A 19,656-nucleotide genomic window follows, 5' to 3' on the forward strand; every position below is an offset into this window, starting at 1 on the left:
AGAATAATGACAGACACATTAAACAGCGCTAGCGACGCAAAGGATTTAAGCAACTTGCAGCACGTGAGCCATGCGCTCAATCACGGCGTTGCCGAGCTTATCCTTGACCGCAGCGATGTGCACAACGCCTTCGATGAAGTGATGATTAGCGAGATGATTGCTGTGCTTAGCTATTTTGCTGAACACAAGCAATGCCAAGTGCTGGTACTCAAAGCGAACGGCAAAAACTTCAGCGCCGGCGCCGATCTCAATTGGATGCGCAAGCAAGCCAAAATGGACTTTGAGCAAAATCTAAATGATGCCAAAGCCTTAGCAAAACTGATGCAGGATCTTGATACCTTTCCTAAGCCCACCATTGCACTAGTGCAAGGTGCAGCCTTTGGCGGCGCACTGGGGCTGATTTGCGCCTGCGATATCGCTATCGCCACGACGCGCGCCAGCTTTTGCTTGAGCGAAGTGAAACTCGGATTAATTCCAGCAGTAATTAGCCCTTACGTTGCCCGCGCTATGGGTAACCGCACATCGCGCCGCTACATGCTGACCGCCGAGCGTTTTAGTGCAGAAACCGCATTAAAACTTAACGTCATTCATGAGATCAGCGATGACTTAGACGCCGCCGCAAAGCCTATGATTGACGCGTTACGAGCCAATAGCCCGCAAGGCATGGCATGGGTAAAAACACTGCTGTCGCATCTTGAAGACGGCGTGATAGACCAAAAAACCATTGATTACACTAGCGAGCGTATTGCCCGCATTCGGGTATCGACCGAGGGCCAAGAGGGCTTAAACGCCTTTTTTGAGAAACGTCAGCCTAACTGGCAACAAGCACACTCAACGCCCTCCAAGCCCGTGCAAAAGCCAAGTGATACCCAAGGAGCCCTTTGATGTTGACCAAGCACATGTTTACCAAACTATTGATTGCTAACCGCGGTGAAATCGCCTGTCGCATCATCAAAACGGCCCATGCCATGGGCGTTCGCACCATTGCCCTATATTCCGATGCCGATAAAGAAGCGCGCCATGTCGCCATGGCCGACGAATCCTTCTATTTAGGCGGCAGCGCGCCGGCAGACTCCTATTTAAAGGGCGATTTGATTATCGATATCGCCAAAAAAGCGGGCGCACAAGCGATTCACCCAGGTTATGGTTTCTTGTCTGAAAATGCCGACTTTGCCCGTAAATGTGAAGCCGCTGGCATCGCCTTTGTTGGCCCAGGCAGTGATGCTATCGATGCCATGGGCAGCAAAAGCGCCGCCAAATCCATTATGACAGCGGCAAATGTGCCCTTAGTGCCGGGTTATCACGGCGATGACCAAACCGATGCGACCTTAAAAGCGGAGGCACTGAAAATCGGCTTCCCTATGCTGATTAAAGCGGCTTATGGCGGCGGCGGTAAAGGCATGCGTATCGTCGAGAATGAAGGCGAAATCATGGAAGCCGTAAACTCGGCACGCCGTGAAGCAGCATCTTCTTTTGGTAACGATAAATTATTGATGGAGCGTTATTTACGCCAACCACGCCACGTCGAAGTGCAAGTGTTTGCCGACACCTTTGGCAACGCGATTTATTTATCGGATCGCGATTGCTCGATTCAACGTCGCCACCAAAAAGTGGTCGAAGAGGCGCCGGCTCCAGGGTTAAGCGATGCACTGCGCGCCCAAATGGGTGATTCGGCCGTCGCGGCAGCCAAAGCAATCGACTATGTTGGCGCGGGTACTGTGGAGTTTCTGCTCGACACAGACAATAGCTTCTATTTTATGGAGATGAACACCCGTCTGCAGGTTGAGCATCCCGTGACTGAAATGGTCACAGGCCAAGATTTAGTCAAATGGCAATTGCTGGTCGCCAGTGGTCAGCCATTGCCCCTTAAGCAAGATGAAGTGCGGATCCACGGCCATTCCTTTGAAGTGCGTATTTATGCCGAAGATCCACAGAATGAGTTTTTACCCGCCAGCGGTAAGCTCAACTTTTTACGTGAACCCGAGCAAAGTAAATACGTGCGTATCGATTCGGGCATTCGCGAAAACGATGTGATCAGTAACTTCTACGATCCTATGATTGCCAAGCTTATTGTCTGGGATGAATCGCGCCCGCGCGCCCTGCAACGTTTAGTGCATGCGTTAGAGTCGTATCAAATCAGCGGTCTTAAGCACAACATTGAGTTTTTGGCGAACATTGCCGAACACCCAGCGTTTGCCAATGCCGACTTTAGCACTGACTTTATTGGCCGTTATGGCGACACCTTAATTGGCACAGCCTCGAGCGAAGCCGACACTGCGCTTGCCTTTGCCGCACTGTATCAAGTGCTTGCCCGTAAAGAAGCCGCCAAAGCTCTGGCCGTCAACAGCGCCGATCCTTACTCGCCTTGGGGTCAAGTCAGCGGTTTTAGACTCAACAGCTGCAGCCAGCACAATATTGCCCTACTCGATGATACCCATGAATTGCAGCAGTTAGTGATGCTCGATTTAGGCGGCATGTATCAGCTACCGCTGCACGGACAAGATTGGTTGCTAAATGGCGAGCTGAAACAAGATTTACTGCTCGCAGAAATCAACGGCCATAAGAGTAAAGTGCCCGTTAGTGCCCAAGGTGATGACTTTACGCTGTTTTTATCCTCTGGCAGTTACCACTTTAAAGCAGTGCAAACACTCGTGGTCGAAGAACAAGCCAGCAATGCTGACAAGTTAAAAGCGCCCATGAACGGCACTGTCGTGACCCATTTAGTCGATGTCGGCACACAAGTTAAAGCGGGCCAAGGTTTGCTGGTGATGGAAGCCATGAAGATGGAATACACCATCGAAGCCCCCTTTGATGGCATAGTCACTGAGTTCTACTTTAAAGCGGGCGAGCTGGTCACCGATGGCGCAACCTTGCTTAACGTTGAGCCGTTAGAGACAAACGAGCCAACCGCGATCAAGGAAGCCTAAGATGTCGTTAGCCAATCTAAGCCAAGCAGCGAACGCCAAAGACAGGGTCAGTATCTTCGAGATGGGCGCACGCGACGGCCTGCAAAACGAAGTCGCAGTGCCGACGGCAGCTAAAATCGCCTTGATTGAATCGCTGGCAGGTGCGGGGCTTAAGCGTATCGAAGCAGGCAGCTTTGTGTCACCTAAATGGGTGCCACAAATGGCCGATTCTGCCGATGTGCTCAAGCAAATACAGCGTCAAAGCGGCGTGGTGTATAGCGCTCTCACACCCAACGTTAAAGGCTTTGAACTAGCACTGGATGCAAAAGCGAGTGAGGTGGCAATATTTGGCGCCGCCTCACAAAGCTTTAGTCAACGCAATATCAACTGCTCGATAGAAGAGTCGATTGAACGCTTTATCCCTTTGATGGAATTAGCAAAAAAACACAATATTCCGGTGCGCGGTTATGTGTCTTGCGTGCTCGGCTGCCCCTACGAAGGTGAGATAGCGGTCAGTGAAGTGGCCCGTGTGTCTGAAATCCTTTACAAAATGGGCTGTTACGAAATATCGCTCGGCGACACTATCGGTGTAGGCACGCCGCAAAAAGCCCGTAGAATGCTGCAAACAGTGGCTGAGCGCGTCCCAGTCGAAAAACTGGCGCTACACTTTCACGACACCTATGGCCAAGCATTAGCCAACATTTTGGCCTGCTTAGACTTAGGTGTGCGGGTGTTTGACTCCTCGGTTGCGGGTCTTGGCGGCTGCCCCTATGCCAAAGGCGCATCGGGCAATCTTGCCACCGAAGACTTAGTGTATATGCTGCACGGCATGGGATTCGAAACGGGTATCGATTTACCAAAACTCGCGCTAGCAGGGCAAGCGATCAGCACGCAGTTGAATCGTAAAAACGGTTCGAAAGTGGCCACAGCCCTGTTAGTAAAATAAAACAAAAACCATTAACGACACCAACAACCGTTATTAAAAACGCGCGTTATTTCCCGCGCGTTTTCTAAAGCATAAAAGGACATCACAATGGCAGGACTCAATAAAGTCGTCAGCAGCTATGAAGAAGCGTTAGCAGGCTTATCAAACGACATGACCATTATGGTCGGCGGCTTTGGCCTATGCGGCATTCCAGAAGGCTTAATCAATCAAATGGTTAAGATGGGCGTTAACGGCTTAACGGCGATATCAAACAACGCTGGCGTTGACGATTTCGGCCTTGGCTTACTGTTAAAACATCGCCAAATCGCCACTATGATAGCCTCTTACGTGGGTGAAAATGCCACTTTCGAGCAACAAATGCTCTCTGGCGAACTGAACGTGATTTTAACGCCCCAAGGCACGCTGGCGGAAAAGATCCGCGCAGGCGGCGCAGGTATTCCGGCATTTTTCACCGCTACAGGCTACGGCACGCCAGTCGCTGATGGCAAAGAAACCCGCGAAATCAAAGGTCGCCATTACGTATTAGAAGAGTCGCTGACCGCAGATTTTGCCTTAGTGCGTGCATGGAAAGCCGATACCATGGGTAATTTGGTATTCCGTAAAACCGCCGCCAACTTTAACCCTATGATGGCGACCGCGGGCAAAATCACTGTGGTTGAAGCCGAGTTTATTGTTGAGCCAGGCGAGCTAGACCCAGATCATATCCACACGCCGGGCATCTATGTTGACCGCGTTATTCAAGGCACGTTCGAGAAACGTATCGAGCAGCGCACGGTAAAAGCCGCGAAATAAAAGACGCTGGCAAAACCTTGAAACACAGTTAACGCAATTGGCACTTAGCTCCCTAAAGTAAAAACTAAGGGTAAAACCTAAGAGTAAAGACCAAAGCGTCAAAGCCAAATAGAAAGGATAGATATCATGGCATTATCAAGAGAACAACTGGCTCAGCGCGTCGCCAAAGAATTAAAAGATGGCTACTACGTCAACCTCGGCATTGGCATTCCAACACTGGTGGCCAACTACATTCCCGAAGGCATGGAAGTCATGTTGCAATCGGAAAACGGCCTACTCGGCATGGGCGAATTCCCGACCGAAGACGCCATCGACCCAGATTTAATCAACGCAGGTAAACAAACCGTTACCGCAGTCAAAGGCGCCTCGTTTTTCTCATCGGCGGAAAGCTTTGCCATGATCCGTGGCGGCCATGTGGACTTAACCGTGCTCGGCGCCTTTGAAGTCGATGTGAACGGCTCTATCGCCTCATGGATGATCCCCGGCAAACTCATCAAAGGCATGGGCGGCGCGATGGATTTAGTCGCGGGCGCCGAAAACATTATCGTGACTATGATGCACGCCGATAAATACGGCAATTCTAAGCTGCTACCCGTGTGCGAATTGCCGCTAACAGGTTACGGCTGCATTAAACGCGTCGTCACAGATTTAGCCTTTATCGAAATCAAAGATGGCGCCTTCCATTTACTCGAGCGTGCCCCAGGTGTCAGCGTCGAAGAAATCGTCAGCAAAACCGCCGGTAAGTTAATCGTGCCAGAACATGTGCCAGAAATGATGTTTTAAGCATTCTTTAAAGTGCGCAAGTAACGTATAGCGGCTAAGGTTGAAACTCAAGTTAGTTTGAAGCTTTAACCTAAAGAATTTTGAGCGTTAACCGACGTTTTACGATACCAACAAGGCCCAAAAAATGATTCTGGGCCTCGTTGCTTTTGTTGTCCCCACGAAGCGGAGAACCATGAGTAAAATTCACCACCAGCTTGTTCACTACAAACCTTGTTTTCTGTGAGCTTTTGCAGTCTAGGTACTTTTTGAGAGCTTATCGCCATAAACAGCACTAATGCTCTGGCGACACGCCGTAAATCCATCTTTGGGGGCTCAACGAAAAAGTCCCTTTTTCCGATGGTCGCCAACGCAAGAGTGCGGTTTACTCCCCATCCCAGCATATTCAATAATGAACAATGTCGTGCATTAAACTGATAACACCATATGTTAGCAAGGTTCTTTGCTGGTGAATGTGTGTTCACCATCGCTACAACGGAGTCGCTTAATGCTTGCTTCAAAAGTGCTACAGATAGTGATATTTAGCGCCGTTGCGGTAAACTTGCCGCAGCCTAAATAATAAGGATGCTCAAGATGTTAGCCAAGTTTCTCAATAAGCGCAGTCGCAGTCGTAAACATATGCGCGATTATGCCAAAAACGTCTTTGAATATGACCAGTATTTACTGACCGATTATATCGACAGTGGGATGACAGATGGTTTCGAGAGAGTGAAACAATATCGTGAGTTTGATGAGGATTTTCGCCAGTGGGAATTATTTGGAGCTGAGTTTGGTGTACCTGAATGTCATTGGAATTTTGCGGCACAACTTACGTATATTGAATCAGGCAAACTCGAGGCGGCACCGCTGCTGCATTCGCTCGCTTACGGCTATTTTGATACCGCCATAGACTATTACAAATACTGCACTGCGGTTGAAAACACCGGTGGTTTTACTAATGCTAGTTGGGATACAACCCATGTATTCAGGCTGGTGCTGATGCTTTTTTCAGGGCTTAAGACTGAGGCCGACGAGCTGTATTATGCCAACGCAATGGCTTGGCGCTCGGGCTGGATAATTCGCTCCCACAGTTTTATAGGCGATTTTTTGGTGCTGCTGTATGGGCGCTATCTGGGCGTTATTGAGCCGCCTTTTGCCACGGAAGTGCAAGTGACACTGCGAAAAACGGCTCCTTTCCCCTATGCGCCATTTTTAGATAACTGGGACACTCAGGATATCGAATTCATCAGCACTATGCTGCAAACCCTGTGTAATCATCAGGTAGAACAAGCAATTATTGGGGATAAAAAGTGCTTTTTTGAGTTCAATGGTGGGCCGCACACATATTTACCATTGACAGCGTTAATGCTGCTGAAACTGCGATCCCTTAGGGGTTTGCCTAACCCACAATTCAGTCATCCAGCCTTTGGCGATATCACAGCTTTGTTTGAACAAGTATCCACATCATTTAGTGATTATGTTGCAACGTTAGGGATACAGCGGATTGAAGATGCTGCCGATGAGGTGTTAACCAACACATTAACCAGAATGCAAAGCCAAGATTTTGATGCCCATGCTATTTTCGCCAAGCGACTGCCATCGTTTAGTGCTGGTTAAGATTTTGATTAACCAAATTTTCATAAAAAATGGATAACCAATAAAATCATGATTCTATTCATATTGAGGACCCAAGGCTTAAGGTTGAGCATATTCAAGCCTTAAGTCATCCACAATACAAGCCAGAGGAAAGCTTATGTACCAGATTGCGATTGTGATATTTGATGAATTTACCGATATCGATTTCTTCTTAATGCGCGATATTCTCGGCCGTACAAAAACCGATTGGACAGTAAAAGTACTCGGGACCAAACCTAGCCACATATCAAGCTTGGGGATGACGGTTGCAACCGATGGTCATGTGGCCGAAGTCGCTGATGCCGACGTGGTATTATTCAGCAGTGGTTACAAAGGCGTACCTGCGGCACTTGCTGATACTGAGTTTATGTCCGCCCTTAAATTAGATCCCACACGACAATTGCTTGGCAGTATCTGCGCTGGGTCATTCTTCTTTGCCAAATTAGGACTACTCGACAATCTTTCAGCAACGACTCACCCCGATGCAAAACCTGCCCTAGTTGCCATGGGCGTCGATGTAGAAGACTGCGCCCTCGTGATTAATGGCAATATTGCCACTGCGGGTGGCTGCTTGTCCTCACTCTATTTAACCGGCTGGGTTGCGGAGCGCTTATTCGACAGTGCGAAACGCCGCGAAATTCACAGGCAGCTAATTCCAGCGGGGCAAACAGATATTTTTGAAGCATTAATCCAATCCTCCATCTCCGCGGCCATTCGTTAAAAGTGATGTAGATACTCTCGATGAATGAAAAGGATCCCATGATAAAACTTAAAAATCTTCTCGAGGCTATAAAAGCCGAGCATCAAATAACCACCCAGAATGAGCTTGTGGCCTTGCTATCGCAAAATGAATTACTCATTCAGCAAATCCAAGCTGCTGATGCGCAGTATTGGGTCAATTTTGCTAAGAATACCTTCGATGGTTGGTATTGCATTCGAACACCTATGCTCAGTACCTTTCATGTTTATTACCAAGAACGTGGACAAAACTGCTGGGGAGAAGATGTTTTTACCGAGCAAAGTGCAGCCATAGCAGCGGTTATTTTTATGTCTGGCATTTGGGAGCAAGCCCCTTAGCACTAAGCAAATAAAAGCCTGCTCACTCATCCTATATCTTCACCTTCACAAATGGCGATATGTAACGAATCATTACGCGACTTTCAATATCGAAATCATCCTGTTAGGGTGAGTGCTTAGATTGACTCATAATAACAGACACATTTTTAGCGCTCTGTTTAACTCTCTTATTGCCCAAAGGAGCGGTATCTATGGACTGGCTTATTATTGCACTCGCAGGCTTTTTAGGTGGCATGCTCAATGCGGTTGCTGGTGGTGGCAGTTTTATTACCCTTTTAGCGTTAGTGTTTGTCGGGGTTCCACCGATTGCGGCGAATGCCACGGGGACAGCCGCGCTGCTGCCCGGTTATATCGCCAGCGCATGGCGTTTTAGAAAGGATATCGAATATCCGGCGAGTCTTAGCCTTAAAAATCTGATCTTAATTGCTTTAATTGGCGGCAGTATTGGCGCGGGTATTTTGCTGACCACCAGCGAGCAAGTCTTCGCAAAGCTGATCCCTTGGCTGATTCTACTGGCCACCGCGGCCTTTATTGTTGGCCCTTGGTTACTCAAACGAAGAATCGCAGAGCAAGGCGAAAACACCTCGACGCCAATGTTAAGTCCGATAACGGCACTGATAATGCTGTCGGCGGTGTGTATCTATGGCGGTTATTTTAATGGTGGCTTAGGCATCATACTACTCGCAAGTTTTGGCCTGATGGGGCAAACCAATCTACATGGGATGAACGGACTTAAAAATCTGATTTCAGCCCTGCTCACCGCCATCGCCGTTGTGGTTTATGCCGCGGGCAATGTGATTGATGGGCAATATCTGTTGCTGCTTGCCGTTATGGCGATTGTCGGTGGTTATGTGGGGGCGGCGCTGGCCTACCGTATTTCACAGCCCTTGCTACGCGGCTTTATTGTGATCGTCGGTTTAGCGATGGCCTTAGGCTTTTTCATGCGCTAGTTTTTCATGCGTTAGTTTTCATACGTTAGGCTTTTGATTTGTGAAGCTTAAACTCATAAAAGCTGGACAGACGAATTTTCGATACAAGGTCTCGCCGATAAATTGCCCTTATGTGACTGACTTGTTACTCTGATCCATCCTATAGGAGAACACTGTGATTAAGGATAGCGATGAAACTGATGACCTTGAAGCTGAGGACCTTGAGACTGAGTAAATTAATGCCAAAGACCTTGAAGCTAAGCACCTTAAATCTTGCCCTGTGTCTTATTGCATGCTCACCGGCTATTTACACCGAAACCGCTAGCGCCGGGACCATTAGCGTCAAAACGGAAACGGGTAATATTCAGGTAAAAACCATAGCCCAAGGGTTAGAGAATGTCTGGGGTATGGCATTCTTACCCGACGGCAGTATGCTAGTGACTGAACGTGCTGGCAGAATGCGCATTGTCAGCACCGCAGGCAAAGTGGGTGAACCCTTAACGGGTTTACCGCCTATGTATGCCAAAGGTCAAGGTGGTTTACTTGATGTCGTGCTTGCGCCAGATTTTGCCAGCAGCAAAAAAATCTATTTCAGTTATTCAGAACCCGCTGAAGGTGATACGCTCAATAGCACAGCGGTCAGTTTTGCCACGCTCAATGGTAACAAGCTTGAAAATCTCACCCGCGTTTTTAGTCAACAACCTAAAGTCAACAGCGGCCACCATTTTGGATCTCGTTTAGTGTGGGCGCCTGATGGCACACTGTTTATCACACTCGGTGATCGCTATAGTGAAAAAGATAGCGCACAAACATTAGACAATCATTTAGGCAAAGTGGTGCGTATTCATGCCGATGGCTCAGTGCCTAAGGATAACCCCTTCGTCAATACGGTTGGCGCCTTACCCGAGATCTGGTCTATTGGTCATCGCAATATGCAGGGCGCGGCGATTAATCCCGTCAGCAAAGTATTGTGGACGGGCGAGCATGGCCCCCAGGGCGGCGATGAACTCAATATCGACCAAGCGGCTAAAAACTATGGCTGGCCAGTGATAACCTATGGTGAGAATTATGGCGGCGGCAACATCGGCGAAGGCACCCATAAGGCGGGAATGGAGCAACCCGTCTACAAATGGGTTCCCTCGATTGCCACGGCGGGCTTTATGTTTTACACAGGTGATAAATTTCCACAGTGGCAAAATAATCTGTTACTCGCCAGCCTAAAGGGAAAAACACTGGTGCGTTTAGTGCTTGATGGCGACAAGATAATTAAAGAAGAACGGCTGCTGAAAACTGAATTAGGGCAAAGATTACGCTCAGTCGTGCAAGGGCCAGATGGACTGATTTATCTCGTAACCGATGAAGCTAAATCAAAAATTTACCAGTTATCGCCGCAGTAATCTTAATCGCTGCACTTTAAATAGAGCGCTTTAACTAAAGCACCTTAACCACAGCAATAAGCTCAATCGATAGAAAATTTAAGCCTTAAAACGACAAAAAGTGTTCATCAGGAACACTCTTTGTCGTTGGCGTGGCACTTATTAATTCATGCCTTTATTCGTTCACCACACACATGCCCTGCTCGGTTTGTACATAGGGAGCTAAAATAGGCATCATGCCCTTCATCACCTGCAATGGCAGCGCCGAGGTAAAACTAAAATCATCGGATTTACTGCCTGGCACGAAGGCGGTCAAAGTACCGAAGTATTTGTCACCTAGATAAAACACGAAGGTCGCGGTGCGGTTCATCGCCGTAGTCGCCACTTTTTTACCTTGCTGCATCTGAGTCACAATACGGTTATCACCGGTGCCGGTTTTCCCGCCTATGGCTAACATGCCACCTTTTTCATCGGTAAAAATGCCCTTTAAACGACGTGCGGTGCCGTTTTGCACTACGTTCGCCAGCGCTGCTTTTAAGGCTTGTGCTACTTCATGGCGCATTACCCGCTCACCTTGGGTGTTCTGATTCTGCAATCTCACTTCATAGGGCGTATCTGCGGCGAAATGCAGCTGATTGATACGCACTGTGGGCAAACGATAGCCATCATTTTGAATAATGCCCATCAGCTCAGCTAATGCTGCGGGGCGGTCACCCGAGCTACCCAGCGCTGAGCCTAAGGATGGCACCATAGAATCAAAGGGATAACCTAAACGCGCCCAACGTTGATGTATGTCGAGGAAGGCTTCAACTTCAAGCATCACTTGCACTCGTACATCACGGGCGTTTTTATGCCGCGTCCTAAACAACCAACGGTAAACCTCTTGACGTTGTGCTTCACTCGCCTGCTTAACATCGTTCAAGTTGGCATCAGGATTATGATTAAGATAATCCAGCACCCACAATTCCAAAGGATGCACCCGTGCGATATAGCCTTGATCTGGCAAATTATATTTATCCGGACCGTACTTGTTATATAAGCTCTTAATACGACCATCGGTATAGCTTACCTGCGGCAATCTTTGCTTCAAGAAAGCCTTAAATGCCGCCATAGGTTCATCGGGCAGTAAATAGCGATACGCCGCCGTCAACTGCTGCTCCGACTGGGACAAACCGTCAAAAAACATGTCGAAACGCTCATTCGCAGCCACTTTTTTGTACTTGCGATAAAACTTAGTAACGAAGGTATTACCTTCTCTATCAGCAAATACTCGCAGATATTCGTCACGGCGCGGATCTTTATCATTACGCAGCAACTGGGCCATATTGCCCTCGTTTTGCATACTACTGCTGTAATTCACGATATCGCGCATGAGACGCACAAACGGCAAGTTAACCGAATCCTGCAGGGCTTGGTAAAGTGTTGGCGTTTTTAAATCTTCTGTTTTTTTAAAGTTATTAAACACATGCAACCCACCACCGGTAAAAAACTGTTCACTGGTTGAGGCTGAATATTCTCGCTGTAACGCCGCATCTAACATGCGGTCTAAACGTCTGTCGGGATTCAAAATCAAGTAATCAATCGCCCAACGGGTTAAATGATCCCTTGGTTCGATAATGATGGATTCCAATTCAATCCCATGTTTCTTGGAATACTTGTCGTGGATTTCGGCAATGATTTCTAAGTAGGTCGCCATCACCCGCAATTTAGCGGTTGAGCCCAATTCCAACTTGCTGCCCTCGTTAATATCAAAAGGCTGATCGGTACTATCCGTCTGCACTCTAACTCGGTTGGCGGTATCAGTGCGCTCATAAAGCGTAAAGCTATACAGTACGTTTTGCAGTTGACTTGGGTCGAGTAACCGTTCGCCAAGCAGACCCACTTTCTCCGCGGTAGGCACTTGCGCCAGACTGCGTAAGTAGTGACTGACTTTCTGCTGTAAGTCACTGTGTAAGCTACTATTGACCGTCAAATCGAGCCTGTCTAAATCATACAGCCCCACATTTAACATGCCTGCGGTGCGAATGCGAACTGTGTTCACGCCCTTATCTGCGCCAGATTGGGTATTACGTTGCGGCTTGGCGACCTTAAACTGCAATTTCTGCGCGAGTGCAGCATCACGTAGACCACGATCAATCAAATAATACTGGCCGAGTAAACGGATATGGCTATCGACTAAGTTTTCAAGATCTTCATGACCTTGCAATAGATAGTAGGACGGACGACGTTGGGCGATCATCAAGGCAACCACTTGTCGGAATACTTGTCCGCGCTTGGTGGCATTACCTTTGATCTGCGGCGATGCTAACAGCTTGTTTGCAGTATCGAAATCGGTACCAAACCACGCCCACAATCCATCACCAATACCATGAACTTCACCATGATTTGGCGCCGAAGATAATGGCACGGTATTCAGATAATCTTGAACGATGCGCTTACGAGCAGGTTCAGTGTTTTCACCTTGTTGGTACACGCGCACACTGGCCGAGCCAATTTGCAGTAACTTATCCTTAATGCTCAAGGTTAAACCTTGGGAAGAATGGCGGAATTTCTCAATCTGAGTCGCGAGTGTACTACCACCCGCGGTAGAGACATTCATACCAACCATTTCAGCAATTTGACTCATACCTGCCACCACAAAGCGTGGCCAGTCGATCACAGGATTGAGTTTCTCTTCCGTCGTCCATAACTCGCGGTTTTCAATAAACAGTAAAGTATTAACGATTTCATTGGGGATCTTATCGTCGTCCTGATAAACCCGTTTAGGATAGGCAAATTCGTATAAATCAGTATTGCGGCAATCGAGCAGCGTCAATCCAGATTGCGCCTTTTCGTGGTAAGGCGGAAAAAATCCAAGTTGAGCGTATTCCTGCAACGCTGGCGAAAACGCCACTTGTTGCGTTACCTGAAAATTCCGTTGCAATAACCTATCAATATACTGAGGTAACTTACTGTAGCCATGGCGCTCATCAAAAGGACCATAACTAGGATAAATAACCGCTTGGCTCGGTGAGCTTTCTAATTCATAGGTGAGCGTCTTAGCATATTGATTGATGAATTTTGCTTGATAAAACGAAGTTTTAACCTCAAGTCCAATCAGCAATGCAGCGCAGCAAATCAGAATGAAAAATAAGAACCAGACCCTGCCCTTTGATCTGGCTTTACGCGGCGGCTTAACCTTAGCTTTAGGCTCAGGTTGTGGTGGACGAGGACGATAATTTTCGAACTTCATCTCAGATGTGGAATTAGGCAAAACAGCTCCAAAAAAACACTAAAATATTCATCTTTCATGCAACTCAGCAAATCCGTTGCCACTCAGTAAAGCAAGATATCAAACTCATCTAGCCATTATCCGGCTCTATTAATTAGTCTTAGTACCCATTATGTTCCACACTTTATCAAACCTAACTTCACTGTAAAGAAGGGTGCCTGTTACCCACAACCGCCACTAATCAATACTCATGTTAAGCTGATAGTACATTTTGCCAAATATTAATTTGTTGATATCAAGGTATTTTCAGCGATTAAGGCAACAGACAGTATGACTTAAAAACAAAACGAACTAATTTAAGTCGCATAAAAAGAATGAGTCGCTCAATAATCACACGCGATTAACGAAGCCTCATCCCACATATTCATGCGCATCCCAGATAAATTCACGAAAATGTTTGCGACAGACAGACTCGTAACTTTCGTTACCGCCAATCGCCACTTGCTCACCCTCGCGCATCACCTTGCCTTCACCATCAAGACGCACCACCATGTTAGCCTTACGCCCACAATGACAAATAGTCTTCAACTCAACTAATTTATCGGCCCAAGCTAATAAATAATGACTGCCGCTAAAAAGTTCGCCTTGAAAGTCCGTTCTTAGGCCATAGCAGAGTACAGGAATATCAATATTATCGACCACATGCGTCAGCTGCTTAACCTGTTCTTTACTCAAAAACTGACACTCATCCACCAGCACACAGCTTAATGGCGTGGCTTGATGCACATCGCTAATCATTTGAGTCAAATCATCTTGGCTACTAAATACCTGTGCTTCGGTTTCAATGCCAATACGCGAGGCCACTTTACCTTTGCCATATCTGTCGTCTATGGAGGCTGTCATGACCAAAGTATTCATACCGCGTTCACGGTAGTTATAGGATGACTGTAATAGGGAAGTGGATTTACCCGCGTTCATTGCCGAATAATAAAAATACAATTGAGCCAAGACTTATACCCTTTAAAAAACGTTAGCGCTTACGCGTCTGCTACCAGAGCCAAATTGAGCGCTAGTCTAACATTGCGCTTCACATCAGAACACTAGCAGCCGCTAAGCTTTTATCATGAAATTCTGCAATGACACCAACTTATCAATCATTTTAATCCCCAATCGCCTTCTGAAATATTTCTAGTCCACTTCATTTAATACTCCTCCCTGCAAAAAACATAAAAAACGCCCCGATGCCGTTCAATTGTTAATGAAAGCTTAACTGAAACTTAAATGTTGTTTCATAAGGAAAAATTAGTAAAAGTTAAATTTAAAAAGTGCGATCTACCTCCAAAGCAATAGGTATAAATGGGCTTGCGCTCAAAAAACAAACACAAATTTAACAGTAATATTTCATTCGAGACAAAACGTGCTCAATTAAAAAAAGAAAAGTATTCGATAGCTTGCAAATTGAGACCAACGGTCAAAGCACTAATCTACCCTGCAAACTTTAGTGCTCCACTCCGTCCTTTATTCGCATATTGGATCAAATGGAGATTATGATGAGAATTTTCACCTCTAGAAAACTGGCATATTTAGTTGCCTTAGCACTAACTGGCGCCCTTGTTGGCTGCGGCGATGATGGTAAAGATGGTGTAGATGGAGCACCAGGAACGCCCGGTATCCCTGGAACACCTGGTGAACCTGGAACACCCGGTGAGCCTGGAACACCGCCCCCTGTCACCAGTTCTACTATGACTAACGTCAAAGTGATCAACTATAGCTTTGGCGAAGGCAGTATCACTTACGAATTTGAAATTACAGATGAAAACAATAACCTAATCAACGGACTGTTAAATGCTCAAGCCAAAGTGGCTGCACTAACAGATAAAGGCTTCATCACTAACCGCACCGAAGCTGATAAAAATGGTGTTGCAGATAACGTCCATATTGGCGGTGAAGCAACTCAAGCAACCGTCGGCGCTGAATTGACCGCTTTAGCTGATGGTCATTACCAATTTAAAGTACCAATGAAAGGGGTTAATCCAAGCACTGAAGGTATCGTTTGGTTACGTGTCGGTGGTAATAATGGTATTGCGACCTCTAAACCTCTGGTCGTTAACAAACCTGAAGGCACCCATTCAACCACAACTGATAGTTGTTACTCTTGCCATATCGACTACTCAACAAGCCCTCGTCGTCATGCAAGCTATGTCGCTACTGGCATGGACAGTGAAGTCACCTTCGTGGAAGGCTGTTTAGTGTGTCACGGTTCAGTTAGCCGCGCAGTTGTCAATGCTGAAGGTTTCTCTACGGGTGGCTATGCGACAAACACCCTATCTAAAATTGGTCATATCAATCACCAAGATTTTACTAAAGACTTTTCAGTACAAAACTGTACATCTTGTCACGTTGAAGCACCTAAAAACATCAACGTAGCTGGACCCGGTTGTATTGATTGCCATGACAGTGGTGGCGTACCAGGGGCTATTATCCCAAGTAATGGTGCGGATCTGCGCATTATGCACGAAAGCAAAGCGGGTATAACCGAACGCCAAGCGATTCGCGCTAAGTATAAATTGAGTCTATCAACACCTGTTAAAGTAGATGATATTTCTACCAAGACAGACCACTATGCACCAACAGGTGCTGCGGCTGCAGTAACCGCCCCAGGCTGGTGTACAACGCTGACAGTGAAAGACACCGATGGTAACGTCTTTAGCATTAAAGACAACTTTAACTATTCTAGCCCGCTAGTATATGACGCTAAGAAACCCGTAGTTTATGCGGGCGCTTATTTACATTCCTATGAAAATGGCAGCTTAGTGGGTCGTCCAGGTAACCGTACTAACTACTACTATGGTTACAACACTGACGGCACTAAAAATATCTGTCATTTACTGACGGATATCAGCGCAGTGAATGCTAACTATGTTTATTCTGCCCGCGTGACATTCAGTACCGCTGGTTGGATGGAATATGATGGTAAGCAACGCTACCAAAGTAATGGCAACCTAAGAGCGACAGGTTATGATGGTTCTATGGGCATATCCTTTACGGCTTACTCAGATGTCGTTAACCCTGTCACCACTCAAAAGGTCTCTGGCTTCGAACGTCGTGAGATAGCGAGTACTAACAGCTGTACTACTTGTCACAACGATGCCACTGCGTTCCACAAAAATGGTGCCTTCGATGAAGGTGGTAAAGCTTGTATCGCCTGCCATGACAACGGCATGGAACGTACTTCAGCAGCCTTAGGCGCAGGTTTTGGTCCTATGGTGCATAGCTGGCACTGGGGTAATGGCGCTAAAGTCGGTGAAGTTAAAGCTGATGGAACTCAAGCGCAAACCGCTAACGGTGCAGGCGCGATTGAAGCCTCTACTAGCTGCGTTGCCTGTCATGAAAAAGCGATTGATTTAAGCAAAGTGCCAAATCAATACATCGCTGAGCCAGGTAGCAAAATGACAAGCCCAGTCACCGCTAACTGTTATGCCTGCCACACTAGCGATTCAGCTAAGGCGCATATGGCAAGCAACGGTGGTGAAATCAGCATACCAAAGGTTGCTGACTGGTTTAAACAACCGACCTCTGAATCCTGTGCAGTATGTCATGACACAGGTAGAAGTTCTGGTATTGATAAATACCACAAGTTTACTCGCTAATTAATCATCTCATCATCGCGTGATTAAGAAGTAAGTAAAAAGCGGTACCTATTTTCCCTGCAAGGAAATAGCCAAAGGAGTCTCGCTAATGCGAGGCTCCTTTTTTACTTAGACATTCCCGATAACAAGCCATTTTCAGTCCTATTTAAGTTACTAACGTTACAGTCCTAAAAAAACAACAATTCAAAGGAAGTCACTCAATTATGCGTAAAAGTTTTATTGCCATCGCCATCGGCGCCACTCTCACCGCCGGATTCATGGCAGGTTGCAGCAGCACAGAAACTAAAGCACCTAACGTTATCTCGGTACAAACCCAAAACCCGCTGTTCCAAGCCAGTAACCTGCAATATCAAGCACCCGATTTTAGCCTCATTAAGAATGAGCACTTCACGCCAGCACTAGAGCAAGGCATGGCAGAGCAGTATCAAGAAATTCTCGCAATAGCCAATAATCCGGCAGCAGCAACCTTCGATAATACGATTGTGGCTATGGAGAAAAGCGGCGCCCTACTCAACCGTGCATCAAGCGTGTTTTATAATTTAGCAGGGTCAAACAGCAATCCAGAACTGCGTAAAATCCAAGGCGAAATGGCGCCCAAAATGGCGGCCCACTCAGATAATATCAACTTAAACCTAGCGCTATTTGCCCGTATCGAAGCCGTCTATAACGACCGCGCCAACTTAGGGTTAACCCCAGAAGCCGTACGTTTGGTTGAGGTATATCACCAACGCTTTATCATGGCTGGGGCTAAACTTACAGATGAACAAAAAGTTAAAATCCGCGCGTTAAATGAAGAACAATCAACACTAACGAATGAGTTCTCTCAGCGTTTATTACGCTTAACCAAAGAAATCGCCGTTGTGGTGGATTCAAAAAGTGAACTTGCAGGATTAACCGACGGTGAAATCACTTCAGCCGCAAACGATGCCAAGGCGGCAGGTCACGATGGCAAGTATCTGATTAACATCACCAACACCACTCGCCAACCTGTGTTGGCATCACTGGAAAACCGTGAGCTACGCCAGCGCATTTGGGAAGCCTCAGCGAACCGTGGCTTAACTGGTGAAAACGAAACTGCGTCACTCGTATCTCGTTTAGCGAAACTCAGAGCCGAGCGCGCAACACTATTAGGCTATGAAAACTGGGCAAGTTATCGATTAGCACCGCAAATGGCCAAAACACCCGAAGCGGTTTACAGCATGTTTGGCTCAATGGTGCCTGCGGTAGTTGCTAACACAGAGAAAGAAGCGGCCGACATTCAAGCGATGATCACTAAAACCGGTGGGAAATTTGAACTGGCACCGTGGGACTGGGAATTTTACGCAGAAAAAGTTCGCCAAGAAAAATACGCCCTCGATGCCAATAGCATTCGCCCATACTTCGAATTTAACCGCGTTCTCGAAGACGGCGTATTCTACACACTCAAAGAACTCTATGGCGTCACCCTAAAACCACGCCCAGATTTACCGGTTTACCATCCCGATGTGAAAGCCTACGAAATGTTTGATGCCGATGGCTCAAGCATGGCCATTTTCTACGCCGACTATTTTGCCCGAGAAGGTAAGCGTGGTGGCGCTTGGATGAGTTCGTTCGTCGGTCAATCCTTCCTCGAAGGCACTAAACCCGTGGTCGTCAACGTGATGAACATAAAAAAAGCGCCCGAAGGTCAACCCACATTCGTCAGCTATAACGAAGTCACCACTATGTTCCATGAAATGGGTCACGGCACCCACGGCATGTTCTCTAAAGTGAATTATCCAAGTCTGGCGGGCACCTCGGTTTCACGCGACTTTGTCGAATTTCCATCGACGTTTGAAGAAGATTGGGCAGCCCATCCAAAAGTGTTAGCGAACTACGCGAAACACTACGAAACGGGCAAACCCATTCCCGATGAACTGCTGCAAAAACTACTGAAATCTGGCAGTTTCAACCAAGGCTTTGACACACTGGAATACATGGCCGCTGCATTAGTAGACATGGAATGGCATTCATTAAGCCCAGATACCCCGCTGCAAGATGTACCAACCTTTGAAGCCAATGCCCTGAAAAAGCACGGCTTAAACATCAGTGCCGTACCTCCGCGTTATAAGTCGACCTATTTTGCCCACGCCTTCCCCGGCGGTTACTCGGCAAGTTATTACGCTTATATGTGGAGTGAGATTTTAGCGGCGGATGCGTTTGCCTATGTACAAACCCAAGGCGGGCTCAATCGTGAAATCGGCATGAAGTACCGCAAAACGATCCGTGAAGTGGGTAATAGCATAGCGCCAATGGACGCCTACAAAAACTTCCGCGGACAAGAACCAACCACAGAAGGCTTACTTAAACGCCGCGGTCTAGATCAAGCACGTTAAGCTAAGAGTTGGTAGCCTTAA

At 47.0% G+C, this 19,656-nt stretch carries 15 protein-coding genes; 12 read left to right on the plus strand and 3 right to left on the minus strand.

The genetic code is table 11. The annotated features are described in order from the left end of the window. The first annotated feature begins 6 nt into the window (after window positions 1–6). The 5 genes from KO533_RS06355 to KO533_RS06375 all read left to right on the plus strand — a co-directional run bounded on the left by KO533_RS06355 (window position 7) and on the right by KO533_RS06375 (window position 5,427). The gene (locus tag KO533_RS06355; protein WP_173497690.1) at window positions 7–885 is read left to right on the plus strand and encodes an enoyl-CoA hydratase-related protein; all 879 of its coding nucleotides are present in this window, start codon (window positions 7–9) and stop codon (window positions 883–885) included. Next, the gene (locus tag KO533_RS06360) at window positions 885–2,927 is read left to right on the plus strand and encodes an acetyl/propionyl/methylcrotonyl-CoA carboxylase subunit alpha (RefSeq protein WP_219253339.1); all 2,043 of its coding nucleotides are present in this window, start codon (window positions 885–887) and stop codon (window positions 2,925–2,927) included. Before KO533_RS06355 ends, KO533_RS06360 begins: the two co-directional genes overlap by 1 nt. 1 nt (window position 2,928) lies before the next feature. Next, on the plus strand, window positions 2,929–3,852 hold the full coding sequence (locus KO533_RS06365; RefSeq protein WP_219253341.1) for a hydroxymethylglutaryl-CoA lyase: 924 nt from the start codon (window positions 2,929–2,931) through the stop codon (window positions 3,850–3,852). An 87-nt stretch (window positions 3,853–3,939) separates the two neighbouring features. Beyond that, window positions 3,940–4,644 (plus strand): CoA transferase subunit A, encoded by a 705-nt coding sequence (locus tag KO533_RS06370; RefSeq protein WP_219253343.1) that lies wholly within the window; start codon window positions 3,940–3,942, stop codon window positions 4,642–4,644. A 126-nt stretch (window positions 4,645–4,770) separates the two neighbouring features. Continuing rightward, window positions 4,771–5,427: a 3-oxoacid CoA-transferase subunit B gene (locus KO533_RS06375; protein ID WP_219253345.1), complete on the plus strand. Its 657-nt coding sequence runs from the start codon at window positions 4,771–4,773 to the stop codon at window positions 5,425–5,427. A gap of 65 nt (window positions 5,428–5,492) precedes the next feature. Here KO533_RS06375 and KO533_RS22620 read toward each other — a convergent pair whose 3' ends face one another. Continuing rightward, window positions 5,493–5,729: a hypothetical protein gene (locus tag KO533_RS22620; protein ID WP_251073368.1), complete on the minus strand. Its 237-nt coding sequence runs from the start codon at window positions 5,727–5,729 to the stop codon at window positions 5,493–5,495. Between the two features lie 268 nt (window positions 5,730–5,997). On the opposite strand from KO533_RS22620, the gene KO533_RS06385 reads away from it, so the two are divergent. The 5 genes from KO533_RS06385 to KO533_RS06405 all read left to right on the plus strand — a co-directional run bounded on the left by KO533_RS06385 (window position 5,998) and on the right by KO533_RS06405 (window position 10,441). Continuing rightward, on the plus strand, window positions 5,998–7,020 hold the full coding sequence (locus KO533_RS06385; protein ID WP_219253346.1) for a hypothetical protein: 1,023 nt from the start codon (window positions 5,998–6,000) through the stop codon (window positions 7,018–7,020). A gap of 136 nt (window positions 7,021–7,156) precedes the next feature. Continuing rightward, complete coding sequence (locus tag KO533_RS06390; protein ID WP_113940987.1) at window positions 7,157–7,759, plus strand: DJ-1/PfpI family protein; 603 nt, start codon at window positions 7,157–7,159, stop codon at window positions 7,757–7,759. Between the two features lie 38 nt (window positions 7,760–7,797). Next, window positions 7,798–8,115 carry a cytoplasmic protein gene (locus tag KO533_RS06395; protein ID WP_113941014.1) on the plus strand — a complete coding sequence of 106 codons (318 nt, stop codon included), beginning with the start codon at window positions 7,798–7,800 and terminating at the stop codon, window positions 8,113–8,115. 191 nt (window positions 8,116–8,306) lie between these two features. Beyond that, window positions 8,307–9,065 carry a sulfite exporter TauE/SafE family protein gene (locus tag KO533_RS06400; protein WP_105252043.1) on the plus strand — a complete coding sequence of 253 codons (759 nt, stop codon included), beginning with the start codon at window positions 8,307–8,309 and terminating at the stop codon, window positions 9,063–9,065. A gap of 170 nt (window positions 9,066–9,235) precedes the next feature. Then, a complete protein-coding gene (locus KO533_RS06405; RefSeq protein ID WP_219253347.1) occupies window positions 9,236–10,441 on the plus strand; it encodes a PQQ-dependent sugar dehydrogenase in 1,206 nt (401 codons plus the stop codon). A gap of 154 nt (window positions 10,442–10,595) precedes the next feature. Here KO533_RS06405 and KO533_RS06410 read toward each other — a convergent pair whose 3' ends face one another. Both KO533_RS06410 and KO533_RS06415 read right to left on the minus strand, forming a co-directional pair. Continuing rightward, window positions 10,596–13,673 carry a transglycosylase domain-containing protein gene (locus KO533_RS06410; RefSeq protein ID WP_219253348.1) on the minus strand — a complete coding sequence of 1,026 codons (3,078 nt, stop codon included), beginning with the start codon at window positions 13,671–13,673 and terminating at the stop codon, window positions 10,596–10,598. Between the two features lie 369 nt (window positions 13,674–14,042). After that, window positions 14,043–14,639 carry a thymidine kinase gene (locus KO533_RS06415; protein WP_028761119.1) on the minus strand — a complete coding sequence of 199 codons (597 nt, stop codon included), beginning with the start codon at window positions 14,637–14,639 and terminating at the stop codon, window positions 14,043–14,045. 542 nt (window positions 14,640–15,181) lie between these two features. On the opposite strand from KO533_RS06415, the gene KO533_RS06420 reads away from it, so the two are divergent. After that, window positions 15,182–17,281 carry a cytochrome c3 family protein gene (locus KO533_RS06420; RefSeq protein WP_105252040.1) on the plus strand — a complete coding sequence of 700 codons (2,100 nt, stop codon included), beginning with the start codon at window positions 15,182–15,184 and terminating at the stop codon, window positions 17,279–17,281. Between the two features lie 203 nt (window positions 17,282–17,484). Continuing rightward, window positions 17,485–19,635, plus strand: coding sequence for a M3 family metallopeptidase (locus tag KO533_RS06425; RefSeq protein WP_219253349.1), 2,151 nt, complete (start codon window positions 17,485–17,487; stop codon window positions 19,633–19,635). Window positions 19,636–19,656: the final 21 nt, after the last annotated feature.

This window comes from Shewanella sp. NKUCC05_KAH, from assembly GCF_019345585.1.
Lineage (GTDB): Bacteria > Pseudomonadota > Gammaproteobacteria > Enterobacterales > Shewanellaceae > Shewanella > Shewanella oncorhynchi.

Coding starts and splice junctions, on each gene's coding strand:
- KO533_RS06370 (WP_219253343.1), top strand. CDS start 3,940: ATGGCAGGACTCAATAAAGTCGTCAGCAGCTATGAAGAAGCGTTAGCA.
- KO533_RS06360 (WP_219253339.1), top strand. CDS start 885: ATGTTGACCAAGCACATGTTTACCAAACTATTGATTGCTAACCGCGGT.
- KO533_RS06385 (WP_219253346.1), top strand. CDS start 5,998: ATGTTAGCCAAGTTTCTCAATAAGCGCAGTCGCAGTCGTAAACATATG.
- KO533_RS06425 (WP_219253349.1), top strand. CDS start 17,485: ATGCGTAAAAGTTTTATTGCCATCGCCATCGGCGCCACTCTCACCGCC.
- KO533_RS06375 (WP_219253345.1), top strand. CDS start 4,771: ATGGCATTATCAAGAGAACAACTGGCTCAGCGCGTCGCCAAAGAATTA.
- KO533_RS06395 (WP_113941014.1), top strand. CDS start 7,798: ATGATAAAACTTAAAAATCTTCTCGAGGCTATAAAAGCCGAGCATCAA.
- KO533_RS06420 (WP_105252040.1), top strand. CDS start 15,182: ATGAGAATTTTCACCTCTAGAAAACTGGCATATTTAGTTGCCTTAGCA.
- KO533_RS06400 (WP_105252043.1), top strand. CDS start 8,307: ATGGACTGGCTTATTATTGCACTCGCAGGCTTTTTAGGTGGCATGCTC.
- KO533_RS22620 (WP_251073368.1), bottom strand. CDS start 5,729: ATGGATTTACGGCGTGTCGCCAGAGCATTAGTGCTGTTTATGGCGATA.
- KO533_RS06390 (WP_113940987.1), top strand. CDS start 7,157: ATGTACCAGATTGCGATTGTGATATTTGATGAATTTACCGATATCGAT.
- KO533_RS06365 (WP_219253341.1), top strand. CDS start 2,929: ATGTCGTTAGCCAATCTAAGCCAAGCAGCGAACGCCAAAGACAGGGTC.
- KO533_RS06355 (WP_173497690.1), top strand. CDS start 7: ATGACAGACACATTAAACAGCGCTAGCGACGCAAAGGATTTAAGCAAC.
- KO533_RS06405 (WP_219253347.1), top strand. CDS start 9,236: ATGAAACTGATGACCTTGAAGCTGAGGACCTTGAGACTGAGTAAATTA.